Annotated in this window: 19 protein-coding genes; 7 read left to right on the plus strand and 12 right to left on the minus strand. The window is 55.2% G+C overall.

The window, feature by feature from the left end; genetic code table 11:
* Window positions 1-35: 35 nt before the first annotated feature.
* The 8 genes from rseP to rpsB all read right to left on the minus strand — a co-directional run bounded on the left by rseP (window position 36) and on the right by rpsB (window position 7,621).
* Window positions 36-1,385, minus strand: coding sequence for an RIP metalloprotease RseP (gene rseP / locus MELB17_RS08915; RefSeq protein ID WP_007349868.1), 1,350 nt, complete (start codon window positions 1,383-1,385; stop codon window positions 36-38).
* A gap of 39 nt (window positions 1,386-1,424) precedes the next feature.
* Window positions 1,425-2,615, minus strand: a complete 1,191-nt coding sequence (gene ispC / locus MELB17_RS08920; RefSeq protein ID WP_036184113.1) for a 1-deoxy-D-xylulose-5-phosphate reductoisomerase — start codon at window positions 2,613-2,615, stop codon at window positions 1,425-1,427.
* Window positions 2,615-3,457 (minus strand): phosphatidate cytidylyltransferase, encoded by an 843-nt coding sequence (locus MELB17_RS08925; RefSeq protein ID WP_007349870.1) that lies wholly within the window; start codon window positions 3,455-3,457, stop codon window positions 2,615-2,617. Before MELB17_RS08925 ends, ispC begins: the two co-directional genes overlap by 1 nt.
* 24 nt (window positions 3,458-3,481) lie before the next feature.
* On the minus strand, window positions 3,482-4,249 hold the full coding sequence (uppS, locus tag MELB17_RS08930) for a polyprenyl diphosphate synthase (RefSeq protein ID WP_007349871.1): 768 nt from the start codon (window positions 4,247-4,249) through the stop codon (window positions 3,482-3,484).
* A gap of 66 nt (window positions 4,250-4,315) precedes the next feature.
* A complete protein-coding gene (frr, locus tag MELB17_RS08935; RefSeq protein ID WP_007349872.1) occupies window positions 4,316-4,873 on the minus strand; it encodes a ribosome recycling factor in 558 nt (185 codons plus the stop codon).
* A gap of 90 nt (window positions 4,874-4,963) precedes the next feature.
* On the minus strand, window positions 4,964-5,692 hold the full coding sequence (pyrH, locus tag MELB17_RS08940; RefSeq protein ID WP_036184227.1) for a UMP kinase: 729 nt from the start codon (window positions 5,690-5,692) through the stop codon (window positions 4,964-4,966).
* A gap of 188 nt (window positions 5,693-5,880) precedes the next feature.
* The gene (gene tsf, locus MELB17_RS08945) at window positions 5,881-6,750 is read right to left on the minus strand and encodes a translation elongation factor Ts (RefSeq protein ID WP_007349874.1); all 870 of its coding nucleotides are present in this window, start codon (window positions 6,748-6,750) and stop codon (window positions 5,881-5,883) included.
* Between the two features lie 127 nt (window positions 6,751-6,877).
* Entirely contained in the window at window positions 6,878-7,621 is a 744-nt protein-coding gene (rpsB, locus tag MELB17_RS08950) for a 30S ribosomal protein S2 (protein ID WP_007349875.1), read from the minus strand.
* 269 nt (window positions 7,622-7,890) lie between these two features.
* Between rpsB and map the strand changes: the two genes are divergently transcribed.
* From map to dapE, 6 genes are read left to right on the plus strand one after another with little or no spacing between them, the layout of a single operon-like run.
* The gene (gene map / locus MELB17_RS08955) at window positions 7,891-8,661 is read left to right on the plus strand and encodes a type I methionyl aminopeptidase (RefSeq protein ID WP_007349876.1); all 771 of its coding nucleotides are present in this window, start codon (window positions 7,891-7,893) and stop codon (window positions 8,659-8,661) included.
* Window positions 8,662-11,307 carry a [protein-PII] uridylyltransferase gene (locus MELB17_RS08960; RefSeq protein WP_007349877.1) on the plus strand — a complete coding sequence of 882 codons (2,646 nt, stop codon included), beginning with the start codon at window positions 8,662-8,664 and terminating at the stop codon, window positions 11,305-11,307.
* Entirely contained in the window at window positions 11,304-12,509 is a 1,206-nt protein-coding gene (gene dapC / locus MELB17_RS08965) for a succinyldiaminopimelate transaminase (RefSeq protein ID WP_007349878.1), read from the plus strand. The genes MELB17_RS08960 and dapC overlap by 4 nt, the downstream gene beginning before the upstream one ends.
* Window positions 12,509-12,853: an ArsC family reductase gene (locus MELB17_RS08970; RefSeq protein ID WP_007349879.1), complete on the plus strand. Its 345-nt coding sequence runs from the start codon at window positions 12,509-12,511 to the stop codon at window positions 12,851-12,853. The genes dapC and MELB17_RS08970 overlap by 1 nt, the downstream gene beginning before the upstream one ends.
* Window positions 12,854-12,908: 55 nt before the next feature.
* Window positions 12,909-13,937, plus strand: a complete 1,029-nt coding sequence (dapD, locus tag MELB17_RS08975) for a 2,3,4,5-tetrahydropyridine-2,6-dicarboxylate N-succinyltransferase (RefSeq protein WP_007349880.1) — start codon at window positions 12,909-12,911, stop codon at window positions 13,935-13,937.
* Window positions 13,938-13,948: 11 nt separating this feature from the next.
* Window positions 13,949-15,097 carry a succinyl-diaminopimelate desuccinylase gene (gene dapE, locus MELB17_RS08980; protein WP_007349881.1) on the plus strand — a complete coding sequence of 383 codons (1,149 nt, stop codon included), beginning with the start codon at window positions 13,949-13,951 and terminating at the stop codon, window positions 15,095-15,097.
* A 56-nt stretch (window positions 15,098-15,153) separates the two neighbouring features.
* On the opposite strand, the gene MELB17_RS08985 is transcribed toward dapE, so the two are convergent.
* The gene (locus MELB17_RS08985) at window positions 15,154-15,372 is read right to left on the minus strand and encodes a SlyX family protein (protein WP_007349882.1); all 219 of its coding nucleotides are present in this window, start codon (window positions 15,370-15,372) and stop codon (window positions 15,154-15,156) included.
* Window positions 15,373-15,494: 122 nt separating this feature from the next.
* On the opposite strand from MELB17_RS08985, the gene MELB17_RS26325 reads away from it, so the two are divergent.
* The gene (locus tag MELB17_RS26325) at window positions 15,495-16,085 is read left to right on the plus strand and encodes a cold-shock protein (RefSeq protein WP_007349883.1); all 591 of its coding nucleotides are present in this window, start codon (window positions 15,495-15,497) and stop codon (window positions 16,083-16,085) included.
* 113 nt (window positions 16,086-16,198) lie between these two features.
* Here MELB17_RS26325 and MELB17_RS08995 read toward each other — a convergent pair whose 3' ends face one another.
* The 3 genes from MELB17_RS08995 to MELB17_RS09005 all read right to left on the minus strand — a co-directional run bounded on the left by MELB17_RS08995 (window position 16,199) and on the right by MELB17_RS09005 (window position 18,498).
* The gene (locus tag MELB17_RS08995) at window positions 16,199-16,573 is read right to left on the minus strand and encodes a hypothetical protein (protein WP_007349884.1); all 375 of its coding nucleotides are present in this window, start codon (window positions 16,571-16,573) and stop codon (window positions 16,199-16,201) included.
* A 62-nt stretch (window positions 16,574-16,635) separates the two neighbouring features.
* Complete coding sequence (locus MELB17_RS09000; protein WP_007349885.1) at window positions 16,636-17,997, minus strand: hypothetical protein; 1,362 nt, start codon at window positions 17,995-17,997, stop codon at window positions 16,636-16,638.
* 60 nt (window positions 17,998-18,057) lie between these two features.
* Window positions 18,058-18,498 (minus strand): VOC family protein, encoded by a 441-nt coding sequence (locus tag MELB17_RS09005; protein ID WP_007349886.1) that lies wholly within the window; start codon window positions 18,496-18,498, stop codon window positions 18,058-18,060.
* Between the last annotated feature and the right edge of the window lie 48 nt (window positions 18,499-18,546).

Genomic DNA, 18,546 nt, shown 5'->3' on the forward strand with positions numbered 1-18,546 from the left:
TTTCGCCTGGTTAATGCGCTAAGGAGCCGCAATTCTCACAACCGCATAAGGTCGTTGTAAAGAGCAAACACCATTAAAGTCAGTATCAAAGCCATACCAATTCGTAATCCAACGGCCTGCACCTGCTCAGACACCGGCTTACGGCGGATTGCCTCGATCGTGTAGTACAAAATATGGCCACCATCAAGTACCGGCACTGGCAGCAGATTCAACACGCCAAGGCTGACACTCAGATAGGCCAAAAACCGCACAAAATCTTCAAATCCGGAACTCACGCTGGCTTCAGCAACACGGGCAATGGTAATAGGCCCGCTCAGATTGCTTGGCGACAACAATCCGGTCAGCATTTTCTTGATAGCTACCAGCGTCAAGCGAGTATCTGCCCAGGTTTCTTCAACCGCAATCGGCAACGCCGCCAGCGGACCATAGCTAATTTCGCGAAGACTGCCTTCCGGCCATTCCGGTACCTGAACACCGGCCCCGATCAAGCCAATGGTTTCACCATCGTCTGCGGTTTTTGCCGCGGGAATAACGCTCAGCGTGCGTTCGGCGCCTTCGCGCTCAAAACGCAGCACCAGGCTTTGCTCTGGCGATTTGCGAATATGCTCAACCAGGCCAAACCAGTCTTTGACCGGCTCGCCATCTACCGCGATTATGCGATCTCCCGGTTGAAGGCCGGCAGCGCTGGCACGGCCGTCTGCAGAGATCACCCCCAGCACCGGTGGTATAGCCGGGCGATTGGGCACAATACCAAATTCGCCGAGCGGGTCGGGAGTGTCGGTGCTCAAACTCCACCCACCCAATTCGCCCTGTAATAGGCCTTGGCCCTGGCCGCCGGTTACCGCGAAGCTCACTGTACCATGTTCGCCGGCACGCTCCAGCAGGCGCATGTTAACGCTGCGCCAAGAGCTGACACCGTGACCGTCAACTTCCGTCAACTCCATACCCGGCGTAAGGCCAACCCGCTCAGCCACCGAGCCCGGTGTTACCGAGCCAACAATAGGCGCAACCGTGGTCACGCCGACCACCGCCAGCAGCCAGTAAGCCGCGATGGCAAATATAAAGTTGGCTGCGGGGCCTGCAGCCGCTATGGCAATACGCTGATACGGCGACTTCGAGGTAAAAGCCTGATCGATCAGCTCCGGCGACACCGGACCTTCGCGGGCGTCCAGCATTTTTACGTAGCCACCCAACGGAATCGCAGCCACGGCAAACTCAGTGCCATGGCGGTCATACCAAGACCACAAAGGTTTACCAAAGCCCACCGAAAAACGCAGAACCTTTACGCCAAAACGGCGGGCTACCCAGAAATGCCCGTATTCATGAATGGTCACCAGAATACCCAGCGTTAGCACCAGCGAAAGAATGGTCTCAATGATTTGCATAGCGCCCCTTGGAATAATGGCTATCGTAAAAATCCGACTCTAATTTTCGCACGCCAGCTCTGTCACACAGGCGCAGGCGAACTGCCGCGCTTCAGAATCTTTACTGAAAATTATGTCAAAGCTGTCGGCCGGCACGGCAGCAACGGCGGATAGGGTTTGGCCTATGATAGCGGGGATGTCAGTAAAGCGAACCCTGCCCTGTAAAAAAGCTTCCACCGCGATCTCGTTGGCGGCATTGAGCACTGTCGGTGCGGTACCTCCTGTTTTAAAGGCTTCTGCGGCCAAGCGCAAACACGGAAAACGCTCGGTGTCAGGGCGTTCAAAGTGAAGTCGGCCAATAGCAAACAGGTCTAACGGTGCTACACCAGCTTCGATACGCTCTGGCCAGGCCAAGCCGTTGGCAATCGGCGTACGCATGTCCGGACTGCCCAACTGCGCCAGCACCGAGCCGTCGGCATATTCGACCATAGAGTGGATAATACTCTCCGGATGAACGTGCACTTCAATTTTTTCCGGCGAGGTGTTGAACAGCCAACAGGCTTCGATCAGCTCCAGCCCTTTATTCATAAGAGTGGCAGAATCGACAGATATTTTTCGGCCCATGGACCAGTTGGGGTGGGCGCATGCCTGATCGGGCGTTACCAGTGCCATGTCCGCCGCTGACATTTCACGGAAAGGCCCGCCGGAGGCAGTCAGCAAAATACGGGTGATGCCCGCGGCATCGGGTTGGCGAATACGGCCGGCCGGTATGCACTGGAATATGGCGTTGTGCTCGGAATCAATGGGCAGCAATTCCGCGCCCGATTCGTCCACAGCATCCATGAACAGGCGCCCGGACATCACTAGCGCTTCTTTGTTGGCCAGTAAAACCCGCTTGCCAGCGCGTACCGCGGCAAGAGTTGACGGCAAACCAGCCGCACCCACAATGGCCGCCATCACCGTATCAACCCCCGGGCTAGTCGCCGCCTCACTCAGGCCGGCTTCACCGGTCAGCACTCTTATATGCGGTAAGTCAGACAAGGCCTCGCGTAATTTTTCAGCCGCTGGCCCATCAGTCATTACGGCAATGGCCGGTTCAAACTCACGGCACAAAATGGCCATTGCTTCAACGCTTGAGCAAGCTGTCAGAGCGTACACTGAAAAACGCTGTGGGTGACGACGCACTACATCCAGCGTACTTAAACCGATAGAGCCGGTGGCCCCCAGCACTGATAGATGACGGCGTTGCATCAAGATATGGGTCCAACATTAAGCCAACCAAATTGAATAACAAGCAGGGTAAATATGGGTATGGCCGCAGTCAGACTGTCTATGCGGTCCATAATACCGCCGTGCCCGGGAAGCAGCCGACTGCTGTCTTTAATGCCGCGAAAGCGCTTGAGCATGCTCTCGAACAAGTCTCCCAGCACCGACACAGCAGCGGTCACAACGGAAATAATAATCAGAGCAACCGATTGCCCAGCCCCGGCGCCAAGTGTTTGACTAACCACCAATGCAAAAACCGCAACCGCCGCCAAACCGCCCCATACTCCGGCCCAGGATTTACCCGGACTGACCCGAGGCGCTAGCTTGGCATTGCCAAATTTTCGGCCAGAAAAATACGCTCCAATATCTGCTACCCACACCAACGAAAACACATACAGAATCAACAGCAGGTTGTTATCGGTCAACGCAAATTCGAACTCGCCGCTGCGCAAATAATTCAGGCCAACCCAGGCCGGCACCAACACCAGCAGGCCCATGGCCGCCCGTGCAGGAACCGAGCCCCAACGCGCAGAATTTTTGGGATAAGAAGCCACCAGACCAAAAACGGCCAGCCACCAAAGCAACGCTAACCAGAGCACACCCTGTGCAGTCATTGTGTATAGAGCCGCCAATACCACCAATACAGCGGCGCTGTAGCCAACACGTGCAGGCTGCTCTATCAGGCCCGCCATGTTGGCCCACTCCCAAGCACCCAGAGCAATCAGCGCGGCGGTAAAAATTGCAAAACCCACAGGTGGCAGGAAGAAAACGCCACCAATAGCAATGGGCGCCAGAATCAACGCAGTTATTATCCGGGTTTTAAGCACAATGAACCTGCTCTTGTTGTGTTATCAGAGCGACGATCGGGCCGCGACCTGTTCATCCGTCTGGCCAAAACGTCTTTGCCTTGCGGCGTAAGCGGCCAGCGCTTCCTGCATCTGCGGTTGCTTGAAGTCCGGCCAAAAAACCGGCGAGAAATAGAACTCGGTGTACGCCAGATGCCACAACATAAAATTGCTTATGCGCTGTTCGCCGGCGGTACGAATCATCAAGTCTGGCATGGGCAAATCACCCAGGCTCAAGTGGTTTTGAATCAGGTCTTCGGTTATATCCGATGGCTGCAACTGACCGCTTGCAACTTTTCCGGCAATTTTACGGGTGGCTTCCGTGATGTCCCATTGGCCACCGTAATTGGCGGCGATTACCAGGGTCATCGCTGTATTGTCAGCGGTGAGTGTTTCGGCTTTCGCCATCAAGTTCTGTAACAGGGGGCTGAAAGCCGAGCGTTCACCAATAAGACGCAGGCAAATATTATTGCGATGCAGTTTGCGCACTTCGCGCTCCAACGCAAACACAAACAGTTTCATCAATGCGGAGACTTCGTCTTGCGGGCGGCGCCAGTTTTCACTGGAAAACGCAAACAGGGTAACAACCTTGACACCCTCGCGGGCACAGGTTTCTACCACGGCGCGGACGGCGTCCACACCCGCCTTGTGACCGGCCACACCTGCAAGATGCCGGGCCTTGGCCCAACGATTGTTACCGTCCATGATAACGGCAACATGTTTGGGCCGGCTCGGTGCCGATTCCGGAATTGCTGCGGAAACAGTTGCGGTCATAACATCCCCTGTGCGGCCGCCGCGCCTTATGGCAACCGTGAGTGTTGTATCCTCAAAATGCCGGCATCAAACCGCCATCAAATCCTCTTCTTTGCCTTTCAATAACTTTTCCACTTCCGCAATAAAACGGTCGGTCAGTTTTTGCACTTCTTCTTCGCCGCGGCGCTCGTCGTCTTCGCTGATGTCTTTGTCTTTCAGCAGCTCTTTTAACGTGCTGTTGGCATCGCGACGGGCGTTGCGCACTGAAACCCGGCCGTGTTCTGCGTCAGCACGGGCCTGCTTGACCATGTTTTTACGGGTTTCCTCGGTCAGCATCGGCATAGGCAACCGAATAAGGTCACCGCTGGTAGACGGGTTAAGACCCAAATCAGAGGTCATGATGGCCTTTTCAATCTGCGGAACCAGGTTTTTTTCCCAAGGTGATACCGTCAATGTACGGCTGTCTTCCACATTCACCGAGGCTACCTGCCTCAACGGCGTTTCCTGGCCGTAGTAGTTCACCATCACGCTGTCCAGAATGGAAGGATGCGCGCGGCCGGTTCGGATTTTGTTAAACGCTGACGCCAGAGCTTCAATGCTCTTGGTCATTTTGATTTCAGCTTCCGTTTTGATCTCGTTAATCACTTGCCAATCCTCGATTTGTTCGTAAAACCGGACCCTGCCGGATTATTCAATCAACTATCCGATCAATCAGTCAATCGACTATTCAATCGGTTATTCAATAAGAGTACCTACTTTTTCGCCTGTCACGATGCGGGTCAGAACCCCGGGGCTGTTCATATTAAATACCCGCAGCGGCATGCCGTGGTCGCGGGCCAGACAGATGGCCGTCAAGTCCATCACGCCCAGTTTTTTATCCAATACTTCATCATAAGTCAGGGAATCGTATTTTACCGCTGTGCTGTCCAAATGGGGGTCGGCTGAATATACGCCGTCTACCTTGGTGCCCTTCAGTACCGCGTCAGCTTCGATTTCGATACCGCGCAGGCAGGCCGCAGAATCCGTGGTAAAGAATGGGTTGCCGGTACCCGCACAGAAAATAACCACGTCGCCGTCTTTCAGATCGCGCACGGCGCGGCGGCGATCGTAATGTTCCACAATACCACTCATGGGGATGGCAGACATAACACGGGTACGGATGTTGGAACGCTCCAGGGCGTCACGCATAGCCAGGCCGTTCATTACGGTGGCCAGCATGCCCATATGGTCGCCGCTAACGCGGTCCATACCAGCAGCGCTCAAGGCTTCGCCACGGAACAGATTACCGCCACCAATCACCAGGCCAACCTGCACACCAATACCAATCAGCGCACCAATTTCCAGCGCCATGCGGTCCAGAACCTTGGGGTCGATACCGAAACCGAGATCACCCATCAGGGCCTCACCGCTGAGCTTAAGCAGGATACGCTTGTATCTGGGCTGAGTTTTGGACGTTGTCGACATGCGGATCCCCTTCTGGTCTATTGGCTTCAGCGCAAAGCGGCGGCGCGATGCGGCAGGCTTGTATTTGACATAACCCTCGGCAAAAAGGGGCATCTCAGATACAAGCCCGCCACGAGAGCCAGAAAACCGGCTAACGTGGCAGACTTGAACGAAGCCGCCGATCAATCAGGCAGCTTCCGAAGCTGAAATCAGCCTTTGTTGATACCGGATGCGGCAGCAACCTCGGCAGCAAAGTCGACTTCTTCCCGCTCAATGCCCTCGCCTACTTCTACGCGAAGGAAACCAATCAGCTCGCCACCGGCCGCTGTCACCAGCTGGCCCACGGTTTGCTCCGGGTTTTTAACGAACGGCTGTTCAATCAGGCTGTTTTCAGCCAAGTATTTCTTGATGCGACCGCCCATCATTTTTTCAACGATTTCAGCCGGCTTGCCTGCCATATCCGGCTGCGCTTTGATGATCGCCTTTTCTTGCTCCAGCTCTTCAGCCGGCATATCTTCAGGCTTGGCGATGCGCGGGTTTACCGCAGCAACGTGCATGGCGATATCGCGGGCCAACTCTGCGTCACCTGTGGTCAAAGCAACCACGGCAGCAATCTTGTTGGTGCTGTGAACGTAACCGCCCACAACCGCGCCTTCAATGCGCACAATGCGACGTACGCTGATGTTCTCGCCGATTTTCTGGACCAGCGCTTCGCGCTTGGCTTCCAGATCGCCCGCCATCAACACGGCAACGTCGGTTTCGTTCTTTTTGAACGCAACGTCTAGCACGTCGTTGGCGAAATTGATGAAGTTATCATCACGGGCAACAAAGTCGGTTTCGGAGTTCACTTCCAAAATCAGGCCCACGGTGTGGTCGTCTGAAATCTTGATCAGTGAAACACCTTCAGCGGCGGTACGGCCGGCTTTTTTCGCAGCCTTAAGGCCAGATGATTTGCGCAGCTCTTCAATCGCGGCGTCTACACTGCCTTCCGATTCAACCAGAGCTTTTTTGCATTCCATCATGCCAAGGCCGGTGCGCTCACGCAGCTCTTTGACCATTGCAGCGGTAATAGCAGCCATGTTGGGTCCTCTTAAAATTTCCGAATTCGGTAGGAAAACCTGCCCGAAACCTGTCCGGGCACGCTTTGAATCTCAGAGCAAATCAAGCGTTGCTCTCAAGCTCTATTCTGCAGCAGGCGCTCAAGCCTTATTCTGCAGCAGGCGCTGCGCTTGGAGCTTCTTCGCTAACTTCAACAAACTCGTCTGCGCCAACGTTGACCGATTCCAGGCAGGTGTCAGCAACCGCTTTCACGTAAATCTGGATAGCCCGGATGGCGTCATCGTTACCCGGGATTACGTAATCAACACCGTCAGGGTTGCTGTTGGTGTCAACAACACCAATAACAGGAATACCCAACTTGTTGGCTTCTTTGATAGCGATACGCTCATGGTCAACGTCTATCACGAACAAGGCATCAGGCAGGCCGCCCATATCCTTGATACCACCAATGGAACGCTCAAGCTTGTCCATTTCGCGGGAGCGCTCAAGCGCTTCTTTCTTGGTCAGCTTGTCAAAAGTACCGTCTTTGCTCTGCGCTTGCAGTTCACGGTAGCGGTGAATCGACTGACGAATGGTTTTGTAGTTGGTCAGCATGCCGCCCAACCAGCGGTGGTTCACAAAAGGTTGACCTGAACGCTCTGCTTCCTCTTTAATGATCTTCGCAGCGGCGCGCTTGGTGCCTACGAACAAAATCTTGTTCTTGTTCTCGGTCAGCCGCGCAACGAATTTAAGAGCATCGTTCATAGCCGGAACGGTCTGTTCCAGGTTGATGATGTGAATCTTGTTACGGGCGCCGAAGATGTACTTCGACATTTTTGGATTCCAGTAGCGAGTCTGGTGTCCAAAGTGAGCACCTGCTTTAAGCAGGTCACGCATATGTACTTGAGCCATTATAGTTACCTTGTAACTTCGGGTTAGACCTCCACGAATCCGATTGCACCAACCTATGTGCGGTTTTCAACAACCGCAGGCACCCTGGAGCAACGTGTCGACCCGTGTGTGAATTTGCTGGATTCGTTTCCAGCGGGCGCGTTTATACCATATTTATGGCGCGCAATGCCATTAGTTTTGTGCCGGGGCCGCTTGTTCTCTGAAGTTGTACCTTGTGCCCATGAGCCTTAAAATAGCAGCCTGATTCATTTATTTTAATAGGAAAGCCGATGCAGGTCACCATCAAGACCCCGGAAGACATAGCAAAAATGCGCGTAGCCGGAAGACTGGCCGCGGAAGTTCTGGAGATGATCGACGAGCACGTCAAACCCGGCGTGACCACCGAACATCTAAACCAGCTCTGCCACGACTACATTGTGAACGTGCAGCAGGCTATTCCGGCGCCACTGAACTACCGGGGCTTCCCGAAATCCATCTGCACATCGGTGAACCACGTGGTTTGCCACGGCATTCCCACCGAGCAGAAAGTGCTGAAAGACGGTGACATCATCAATATTGATGTCACCGTTATAAAAGATGGCTACCACGGCGACACCAGTAAAATGTGGGCAGTGGGCACACCCAAGCCCGGCACCGAGCGGTTAATCCAGATTACCCAGGAATGCATGTACAAAGGTATAGAACTGGTTAAGCCCGGGGCCCGCCTTGGCGATATCGGCCACGTGATCCAACAGCACGCTGAAAAGCACCGGTTCTCGGTCGTTCGTGACTATTGTGGCCACGGCATTGGCCAGGTGTTTCATGAAGAGCCCCAGGTAATGCATTACGGCAAACCCGGCACAGGCCTGGAACTAAAAGAAGGAATGATTTTCACCATCGAACCGATGATTAATCAAGGCAAGTACCACACCAAACTGCTGCCAGACGAATGGACCGCAGTCACCAAAGACCGCAAGCTGTCAGCCCAGTGGGAACACACCATTCTGGTGACTGCAGGCGGTCATGAAGTGTTGACCAAACGCAAAGAAGAGTCGTTTTAAATGGCGGCGGGCGAGCTGGAACACCGCATTAGCCATGACGCTTCACCGGTTTCCGCCGCCCGCACGCTGTTGCAGGAGCGACAGCAGGCAGACGCGGCCGCTTTTGAACAGGGCGCGGATATTCGAGCACTGGTAAAAGCGCGCTCTGACACGGTCGATACGGTATTGTTCCATATCTGGAATCGCTATCCGCTAGCGCGCTCCAACAACGTGGCGTTAATTGCCGTGGGCGGTTACGGCCGCGGCGAGCTGCACCCCTACTCCGACATTGACTTGCTGATTCTGACCCGCACGGGCACCGCCCCCGAATGGCGCGATGACCTTGGCGCGTTCATTACCCTGCTGTGGGACTTGAAGCTGGACATTGGCCACAGCGTACGCAGCATTGACGAAAGCACCGATGCCGCTCGCGGCGACATCACCATTCTGACCAACCTGCTGGAAACCCGCACCATCGCCGGGCCAGACGATTTACGCAGGGAGCTGTCAGAGCTGGCTTTCTCAGATGAAATAAGCACCGACCGCGAATATTTCATTGCCAAGCGTGCAGAACAGGAAGAGCGCCACACCAAGTACAGCAACACCGAATACAATCTGGAACCCAATATTAAAGGCGCCCCCGGCGCGTTGCGCGACATCCAGACCATCGGCTGGATTACCAAACGCCACTTCGGTTTGCACAGCACTGCTGACCTGACCCAATTCAGCGTGCTGACCGAAGACGAGCACCAGGTTCTGCGCACGGGCGAAACTCTGCTATGGCGGCTTCGATACGGACTGCAGCTGTTGGCCAAGCGCAATGAAAACCGCCTGCTATTTGACTATCAGCGCGGCCTGGCCAATATGCTGGGCTACCAGGATGAGGGCGATCGCCTGGGCGTTGAACTGATGATGCAGTCTTACTACCGCGCAGTGTTGGCTCTGGCCGAGCTGACCGACGTGATTCTGCAGCATTATGATGAGGCCATTCTGGGCAGTGGGCAGAAAGATGTTATCCAGCCTATAAACAATCGTTTCCAAATTCGCAATCACTATATTGAAGCCATCAACAACCAGGTATTCGCCTACGCGCCCTTCGCGATTATGGAGCTGTTTGTGCTGATGGCGCAGAACCCGGCTATTCGCGGCATACGCGCCACCACCATTCGTTCACTGCGGGCCCACCGCCACCTGATTGACGACGCCTTTCGCTCGAATTTGGCGGTCACCTCGCTGTTTATGGAACTGCTGCGCACGCCAGACAAGCTCGATCAAACTCTGGTTACCATGAAGAAATACAGCGTGCTGGGCCGATATTTGCCGGAATTTGGCCGCATTATCGGGCAGATGCAACACGACCTGTTCCATATTTACACGGTGGACGCGCATACAATGGGCGTTATCCGCAACATGGTGCGCCTGCACAACGCCACCAGCAGTGAAGACTACCCGCTAGCCTCAAGGCTGATTCATCGCCTGCCAAAACTGGAAACTCTGTTTATTGCCGGGCTCTATCACGATGTAGCCAAAGGCCGCGGTGGCGATCATTCAGAGCTGGGCGCCATTGACGCCGAAGCCTTCTGCAAGCGCCACCATCTGAGCGATCGCGATACCCAGCTGGCGTCCTGGCTGGTGGAAAATCATCTGCTGATGTCGATGACGGCACAACGCAAAGACATTTCCGACCCGCACATCATTCACGAATTTGCCCGCGCCGTGCTCAGCCAGGCGCATCTGGATTACCTGTACATTTTGACCGTGTGCGACATTAGCGCTACCAACCCCAAACTTTGGAACACGTGGCGCGCATCGCTGTTAAGGCAGCTGTATGTGGAAACGGAAAGGGCTCTACGCCGCGGCACCGACACGCGCATAGATCGCCAGGAATGGGTCAACGCTACGCAATCCGAGGCCCGCGCGATTCTGCGCGCCCAGCATTTCAGCGACGCCCAGATTGATAACCTATGGAACACGGTAGACGAAGATTATTTTCTTCAAGACTCCACCATAGACATCGCCTGGCAAACCGCGGCCATTATCCGCCATGGCGATGATGCAGACCCACTGGTGCTTATTCGTGATACCCGCGGTGGTCCGACTGACGGTTATTCACAGATCATCATTTATATGAAAAACCGCACCGCTTCGTTTGCCGCCACGACTGCGGTGCTGGAGCAATTAAATCTGAACATTGTGCATGCCCGTATTAGCTCTAGTGACGGGCCTTGGTCCATCAACTCCTACGTGGTGCTGGACGACCACGGCCAACCCTTGGGGATAGACCCGGATCGCAAAGAACGGGTAAGAAGTCGGCTGATTGAAGAACTGGACGACCCCGAGGACTACCCGGACATTATCCACCGGCGCACGCCAAGGCAGTTGAAGCACTTTGCTTTTCCCACCGAGGTACTGCTGTCTAACGACCGCTTTAATCTGCGCACTGTGTTGGAAGTAATCACCCCCGACCGCCCCGGTCTGCTGGCTCGGATAGGGCAGGTTCTGTTGGAACACAGGGTACGCCTGACCACCGCAAAAATTGCTACGCTAGGCGAACGAGTGGAAGACGTATTCTTTGTGACCGACGAAAACGGTAACGCGCTGTGCGACCCCGCTGCCTGCCAGGCCTTGCAGGACGACTTGTGTAAAACTCTGGATAACATTCGATGAACCCCGATTTAGACCGACTTCACCCCTACCCGTTTGAAAAACTGGCAAAGTTGAAAGCCGGGGTGACCGGGCCCGCGCACTTGGAGTCCATCTCCCTGGGTATTGGTGAGCCCAAGCACCCTGCCCCGGAGTTTATAAAGCAGGTAGTAGCAGACAATCTAGCCCGGCTTGGTAACTACCCCACCACAAAAGGCACCGACGAGCTGCGCGAAGCCATCAGCCAATGGGCCACAAAACGATTTGCGCTGGCACCGGGCTCGCTAACCGCAGCCCACCACATAGTGCCGGTGAACGGCACCCGCGAAGGCATTTTCTCGCTGGTGCAGGCGGTGGTCGACCGCAGCAAGCCAGCCACAGTGGTCAGCCCAAATCCGTTTTATCAGGTCTATGAAGGCGCAGCTTTCCTGGCAGGTGCCACACCGGTTTACCTGGCCTGCGACGGCAGCAATAGCTTCATTCCGGATTTTGATGCAATTGACCCGCAGGTCTGGCAGCAGTGCCAGGTTCTGTTTTTATGCTCGCCGGGCAACCCCAGCGGGTCAGTCATTCCACGCGCCACCCTGGTCCGGGTGCTTGAATTGGCTGATGAGCACGACTTTATTGTGGCTTCCGATGAGTGCTATACCGAACTCTACCCGGATGAAGCCAACCCTCCTGAAGGTTTACTGCAAACTTGCGCAGTCATTGGCCGCAACGATTTTGCCCGCTGCGTGGTGTTTCATAGCCTGTCTAAACGCAGCAATCTGCCAGGCCTGCGCTCTGGTTTTGTTGCCGGTGATGCGCGCATTCTTGAAGGCTTCTTGAAATACCGCACTTACCACGGCTGCGCCATGCCCATCCACAACCAATTGGCCAGCATTGCCGCCTGGGGCGACGAAGAACACGTAAAAGAAAACCGCCGCGCTTATCGCGCCAAATTTGAAGCCGTAGTGCCTATTTTACGCCAGGTGATGGACGTCGATTTTCCAGACGCCGGGTTCTATTTATGGCCGCAAACTCCGGCGGGAATGAATGACGAAGTGTTCGCCCGTGAGCTTTCGGCGCAACAGAATGTACACGTGCTTCCAGGGCGTTACCTGTCGCGCACTGTGAATAGCTACAACCCGGGTGAAAACCGCATACGCATGGCGTTAGTGGCGCCATTGCAGGAGTGCGTCGAAGCTGCGGAGCGAATCGTGGCTTTTATAAGAGCAAATTCGTGATGAAACTGTACGGCATTCGCAACTGTGACACGGTGAAAAAAGCCCGGAAATGGCTAGACGAGCACCGTATTGAATACCAATTTCATGATTTCAAAAAAGACGGCTTGAGCAGCGATCTGCTTGCCACCTGGGAGCATTCGGCCGGCTGGGAGGCCCTGCTAAACCGCCGCGGCACTACCTGGCGCAAATTGCCAGAGGGCATTCGTGAGGGCATCGATGCGGCTTCCGCCCATCACGTCATCTTGGAAAACCCTTCTATTATCAAACGGCCCGTGGTGGAGTTTCAGGGCGCGGTGACGATCGGCTTTAATGCCGATGACTGGGCAGCGCGCTTTAATCGCTGACATTAGCCTGACATCACAAAACATAATTCACTGACAACACAGGAACACACACCCGATGAGCTTTGCATTCGGTATTGGTATTGGCACACAGAACAATCAGGGCGAATGGCTGGAAGTTTTTTATCAACAGCCTTTGATGATCCCCGATGAAACGCTGCTAGACGTGGTTCGCAGCGCTCTGGACTTTCAAGGTGGCAATCAGGCCATCAGCGCCAACGCCAAGCAACTTAGCCAGCTGGCAAGCAGCCTGCGTCAAATTGGCCAGACCGAACAGGCCTCGTTAGCCGAAAAAGCCGCCAGCAGCGAACGCCCGGTCGTCGTCACCTTACTGGAAACCGACGATGCCGCCAGCAGCACGCCCGAGGTTTACCTTAAGCTGCAGCTGATATCCCACCGCCTGACAAAGCCCCACAGCCTGAAACTAGACGGCATATTTGGCCTGCTGCCAAATCTGGCCTGGACCAACGAAGGCGCCATTGACCTGGCCGAGCTTCCTGAGCGCCAGCTGCAAGCGCGCCTTGAAGGCCGCACTCTGGAAGTAAAATCGGTAGATAAGTTCCCGCAGATGACTGACTACGTAGTGCCCCAGAGCGTTCGTATTGCCGACACCGCACGGGTTCGCCTGGGCGCCTATGTGGGCGAGGGCACCACGGTCATGCACGAAGGCTTTATCAACTTCAACGCCGGTACCGAAGGCACCAGCATGATCGAAGGCCGTATTTCAGCCGGCGTGATGGTAGGCAAAGGCTCTGACCTGGGCGGCGGCTGCTCCACCATGGGCACATTGTCTGGCGGCGGCAACATCATTATTTCAGTGGGTGAAAACTGCCTGATTGGCGCCAACGCCGGTATTGGTATTCCCCTGGGCGACCGCTGCACCGTAGAAGCCGGCCTGTACCTGACTTCCGGCACCAAAGTGGCGCTGCTAGACGACGCAGGCAAACTGGTAGAAGTCATCAAAGCCCGCGATCTGGCCAACAAGTCAGACCTGCTGTTCCGTCGCAACAGTGAAAACGGTGCGGTGGAATGTAAAACCAACAAGTCGGCCATTGAGCTGAACCACGAGCTGCACGCCAACAACTGATAGGGGCCTTTATGACTGCTTTACCAAATAAGGCCCTGTCACCGACCCTCAAGCTGGCGATGGATCTGATTCGCCGGCCGTCGGTGACGCCCGACGACGCCGGCTGTCAGCCGCTGATGATGTCGCGCCTTGCACCTTTGGGTTTTGCCGAAGAAAACCTGCGTTTTGGCACCACAGACAATCTGTGGGCTCGAAAAGGTTCGGAAGGACCGGTTCTGGCCTTCGCCGGGCACACCGACGTAGTGCCCACGGGCCCGGAGAAAAACTGGGCAATACCACCGTTTGAAGCGATTATAAAAGACGGCATGCTGCACGGCCGCGGCGCCGCGGATATGAAAGGCAGCCTGGCGGCTTTTGTTACCGCCTGCGAACGTTTTGTGGGCAAGCACCCGAACCACCGCGGTTCCATTGCGTTGCTGATTACCAGCGACGAAGAAGGCCCCGCCGGCGATGGCACAGTAAAAGTGATTAAAACCCTTGAAGCCCGCAACGAGAAGATCGACTGGTGCCTGATCGGCGAGCCGTCCAGCACGGTTGAGGTGGGCGATGTGATCAAAAATGGCCGCCGCGGCTCACTGCACGGCTACCTGACGGTTCACGGCGTGCAAGGCCACGTGGCCTATCCGCACCTGGCCGAAAACCCGATACACAAAGTAGCTCCGGCGCTTCACGATCTGGCGCAGGAATTCTGGGACAACGGCAACGATTACTTTCCACCCACCACTTTCCAGATTACCAAGGTGGAAGCCGGCACCGGCAGTAATATAATTCCCGGCGAATGCCTGGTGCACTTCAACTTCCGCTATTGTACGGAAAACACCGCCGAAAGCCTGGAAGAGCGGGTTGTGGCAGTATTGGGGAGACACTCGCTGAATTACGATTTGCAGTGGCACTTGAGTGGCCGACCGTTTCTGACCGACAAAGGCGCGCTGGTGTCGGCGTCAACAGCGGCCATTGCCAGAGTCTGCGGCCGTGAAACCGAGCTGTCTACGTCTGGCGGCACGTCCGACGGTCGCTTTATCGCGCCTACGGGTGCTCAGGTGGTGGAACTGGGGCCCATAAACGCTACCATTCATAAAGTGAATGAATGCGTCAGCGCAGACGACCTGGACACCTTATCGCAGATTTACGAAGAAATTCTGGTGGAGTTATTGGCCTGAAAAGTACCTTGCCTGGCTCATACAATGGCCATGTAAAGCGTTAGCGCTCTGCTGCCTCAGTAATGGGGCGGCGGGGTTTCTTCTTCTTCACTGCGAAGGTTAGAACCAGACACTTCTTTCAACTGCCTGTGCAGTAACTGTTTGGCTTCCCACAGCTGACGCAGCTCCAGCTCCTGAGTCGCCATCTGCTCGCTCAGCGTGTTTATTACGTCGTCCTGAAACGCAATCCGCATTTCCAGCTCGTCAAGCCGGTGTTCCAGTCGTTTATCCGTCATGGTTTTAGTGAGTTCCTGCCGTTATCTGTTAAGATGCCGCCTTCATGCAGCCGGAAGTGTCATTTTACCCCATATCCGGTTATTTATCGTTAGCGTTATAATTCAGGAGATTTTCAATTCACATGCGTAATCCAGCCAAAGCGATCGTTGCTGCCTTATTGATCGCGATTCCCGCTCCCTTTATTCTCGGCTTTTTGCTGGCTTCCTTTACCCCGGAGCTGTTCCAGATTCTGTCCCAGTCTGAAACCAGTGTCGTGGCCAACAGCACCCCCTTCGTTCTGGGCAGCGCCCAGGGCATTGCCGCTTACGTAATTGCCGTGGTGATATTTGCCATTGCTGGTTTTATCACCGTTGCGGTCAACGCCAAACAACCGGCCGCTGCGCCCGCTAAAGCCGCTCAGCCCCGCGCACCTGCAGCGCCTCGTCGTGCCCCTGTACCGGCTAAAAAAAGCGGTAACATGCACCACGATGACGATGACGACTTCGACGACAACACCCCTGAGGGCGACGAAGACGGCACCGTTAAATGGTTCAACGTGAAAAAAGGCTTCGGCTTTATTGTTCGCGACAGCGGTGACGAAATCTTTGTTCACTTCCGCGCTATTCGTGGCAGTGGTCGCCGCGTTTTGCGCCAGGGTCAGCTGGTGCGCTTCAGTGTGATTGACGCCGACAAAGGCCTGCAGGCCGATAACGTGTCAATTCTCAGCGAATAATCTACACAACGTTTTCCTTCGCTGTTAGAACAAAAAAGGGATGGGGCCAAAAGCTCCATCCCTTTTTTTCTATTCTTTTACTACTTCACTCTTCTACTAATTTCACTCTTCTATTAATTCCATATGGCCTGATACTCACCACGCTCATCAATTCGCCACCATCTTTCTTCAGTGGCGTCGTCGCCTTCGGCCCAATTGCCCGGACTGCAACGTAGTTCGCCACCAATGGCGCGCCAAGCACTGCGAGCGCAATCCAAATCGCTGTTCCAGGGCAGCGATGGGCCCTCAATCACCAGACACGTGAAGCGTTTGCCAAAAGCACCCGGGTAGAGCGACAACGACAACGTGTGACCATTGTAACTGGCGTAACCTTTCACAAAGCCGGTTATGACCTCGTCATCCAGCGACACCTGGCCTAATTGATCAGACAACCAGCGCGATACCGCCCCGGCTTCAAGGTCGCGTATATAAATTTCCAAATCCTGCACCCAAACAATCTCCCAACAATTTTAGAAGTGATGACAAGGGTTCAACACCTACATCGTTGCGCCTAATGATGAACAGTGTGACCGCCCGCCGAATTCGCTGCAAGCCGACCGTTCAGCTCGGCCTGCAAATCAGCAACGCCCAGCTTTCGCAAGCTTCCGCGCGCATTACGCTGGTGCCACTCGCCTGCTGCGACCTGTTGTTGCCAAACCAGCTTTTCCAGCGCCAGGTCCGGCTCGCCAATACTGCTCTGGCGCGCATGGGCCACCAGGCGCTGACACTCCAGAGTTTGAATTTGTGCCGCTAGAGCGACGGATTCGCTGCTACCACGCAAGGCAAACAGATTCAGGCGCGCAGCCGCGCGCTTAAACCACACCAGTAGCTTGCCCGGACAGCATTCAAACCGGTGGCGCTGCGCGACAGCGAAATCAATCGCCGCCGGCTCCAACTCTATATTCCACTGGCGCTCTATCGCCGGCTGATGGGCCACCAAAATAGCGTGGAGCTGGCCAGCGCCACAGGGCGGCAGCATCATGCTGGTCAGCGAGCGACCCAGGCACAGCTGTAGTTGATCAACATGCTGCACCTTGGCTTTCATGCGCTCATCAGCCAGCAGCAACATGGGCCCGCCCCAGGCAGCCAGCACATCGCCCACCACACTGCCAGGCCGGCCCACCAGCTGCAAAAGATCCTGCGGCGCCAGGCCGTCCATCACCAACAGAGGCCACCCTCCGCAGTGTTGAAGCGAGCGCAGCCTGTGCCGGGCGCCTTCCGCAACCGTCAGCACGTCTGACTCGCAGCGCAAATTCAGTCGCTTGTAGTCAATACCCAGCAATGGCAATACACTTTCCAGCCAGCGGGTTTTACCACCGCCCCGAGGGCCTTTTACCCACAACAATGTTGCAGGGTTTGTGCTGATTTCTACCGCTACGGTATGGGCAAGCTCAATCCAGTCCACCTGCGCCATCACCATGGGCACACCGGCAGCGTTAGACGCTGCCTTGATTGTTAGCTCGTCGACGCTGGGTGGCCAGGTCGACACCCGTTCCAACACCGCAACGTACGCTTTTTCCTGCAAGCGTTCTGTTTTGTGGGTAAGGGTTTGCAGCAGCACCGGCCAGTCTAACCAGGGCGCGTTGTTCAACTCGCGCGCTCTGGCAAACCAATGCACCAGCTGGCTAGACAGTAAACCTTCCGCAGACACCCCGGTAACAATCGGCTGTTCGCACTGCACCGTGCGCGTCAACTCGTCAAGGTCGATACTGCAGGTTGTCAAAAAACGACTGAGGCTGTGGCAACTGTCGAGCAGCGCCAGCAAAAAATCTTCAACGGTAATCGCCGCTCCGCCGCGCTGTAATACCAGCGCGCGAGCATTCGCCAGCGCATTCTGGCATTGCGGTGCCAGGCATCCTTGCCAATCTTCCATTCTGACTCTCCTTGTATGCCAAGCGCAGGATTTCCTTTCCCGCGCTGATTATTGTGCCCATTACCAGCTGCCGCTGTTTTCCATACTGGCCCAGGGTTCACGGGGTGCAAGCGCCTCACCCTTCTGCAGCAGCTCAATAGAAATACCGTCGGGCGAGCGCACGAACGCCATATAGCCGTCACGGGGCGGGCGATTAATGGTGACGCCGCCGGTTTGCAGGTGCTCGCACAACTGATAAATGTCGTCGACCCGATAGGCCAGATGACCGAAGTTTCGGCCGCCGCTGTACTCTTCCGGGTCCCAATTATAGGTCAGTTCCAACGACGGTGCGCGATCGGCTTTCACTCGCTCTTCGTCGTCTCGCGAAGCGAGAAATACCAGGGTAAAACGGCCTTTTTCGCTGTCTTTTCGACTGACCTCTTTCATTCCCAGCAAGTCACAGAAAAAATGCAGAGTGTCATCCAGATTGCTCACCCGGATCATCGTGTGAAGGTATTGCATACTTTCTCCCGTTCTTTTCTATTGCTTAATGCAGCAAGTCTTCTCGGT

It is taken from the genome of Marinobacter sp. ELB17 (assembly GCF_000169375.1).
Lineage (GTDB): Bacteria > Pseudomonadota > Gammaproteobacteria > Pseudomonadales > Oleiphilaceae > Marinobacter.

What these genes read in the sequence shown, in the direction of transcription:
- rseP (WP_007349868.1), bottom strand. Translation starts at nt 1,385, where the DNA reads ATGCAAATCATTGAGACCATTCTTTCGCTGGTGCTAACGCTGGGTATT.
- ispC (WP_036184113.1), bottom strand. Translation starts at nt 2,615, where the DNA reads ATGCAACGCCGTCATCTATCAGTGCTGGGGGCCACCGGCTCTATCGGT.
- uppS (WP_007349871.1), bottom strand. Translation starts at nt 4,249, where the DNA reads ATGACCGCAACTGTTTCCGCAGCAATTCCGGAATCGGCACCGAGCCGG.
- pyrH (WP_036184227.1), bottom strand. Translation starts at nt 5,692, where the DNA reads ATGTCGACAACGTCCAAAACTCAGCCCAGATACAAGCGTATCCTGCTT.
- tsf (WP_007349874.1), bottom strand. Translation starts at nt 6,750, where the DNA reads ATGGCTGCTATTACCGCTGCAATGGTCAAAGAGCTGCGTGAGCGCACC.
- rpsB (WP_007349875.1), bottom strand. Translation starts at nt 7,621, where the DNA reads ATGGCTCAAGTACATATGCGTGACCTGCTTAAAGCAGGTGCTCACTTT.
- map (WP_007349876.1), top strand. Translation starts at nt 7,891, where the DNA reads ATGCAGGTCACCATCAAGACCCCGGAAGACATAGCAAAAATGCGCGTA.
- MELB17_RS08960 (WP_007349877.1), top strand. Translation starts at nt 8,662, where the DNA reads ATGGCGGCGGGCGAGCTGGAACACCGCATTAGCCATGACGCTTCACCG.
- dapC (WP_007349878.1), top strand. Translation starts at nt 11,304, where the DNA reads ATGAACCCCGATTTAGACCGACTTCACCCCTACCCGTTTGAAAAACTG.
- MELB17_RS08970 (WP_007349879.1), top strand. Translation starts at nt 12,509, where the DNA reads ATGAAACTGTACGGCATTCGCAACTGTGACACGGTGAAAAAAGCCCGG.
- dapD (WP_007349880.1), top strand. Translation starts at nt 12,909, where the DNA reads ATGAGCTTTGCATTCGGTATTGGTATTGGCACACAGAACAATCAGGGC.
- dapE (WP_007349881.1), top strand. Translation starts at nt 13,949, where the DNA reads ATGACTGCTTTACCAAATAAGGCCCTGTCACCGACCCTCAAGCTGGCG.
- MELB17_RS08985 (WP_007349882.1), bottom strand. Translation starts at nt 15,372, where the DNA reads ATGACGGATAAACGACTGGAACACCGGCTTGACGAGCTGGAAATGCGG.
- MELB17_RS26325 (WP_007349883.1), top strand. Translation starts at nt 15,495, where the DNA reads ATGCGTAATCCAGCCAAAGCGATCGTTGCTGCCTTATTGATCGCGATT.
- MELB17_RS09000 (WP_007349885.1), bottom strand. Translation starts at nt 17,997, where the DNA reads ATGGAAGATTGGCAAGGATGCCTGGCACCGCAATGCCAGAATGCGCTG.
- MELB17_RS09005 (WP_007349886.1), bottom strand. Translation starts at nt 18,498, where the DNA reads ATGCAATACCTTCACACGATGATCCGGGTGAGCAATCTGGATGACACT.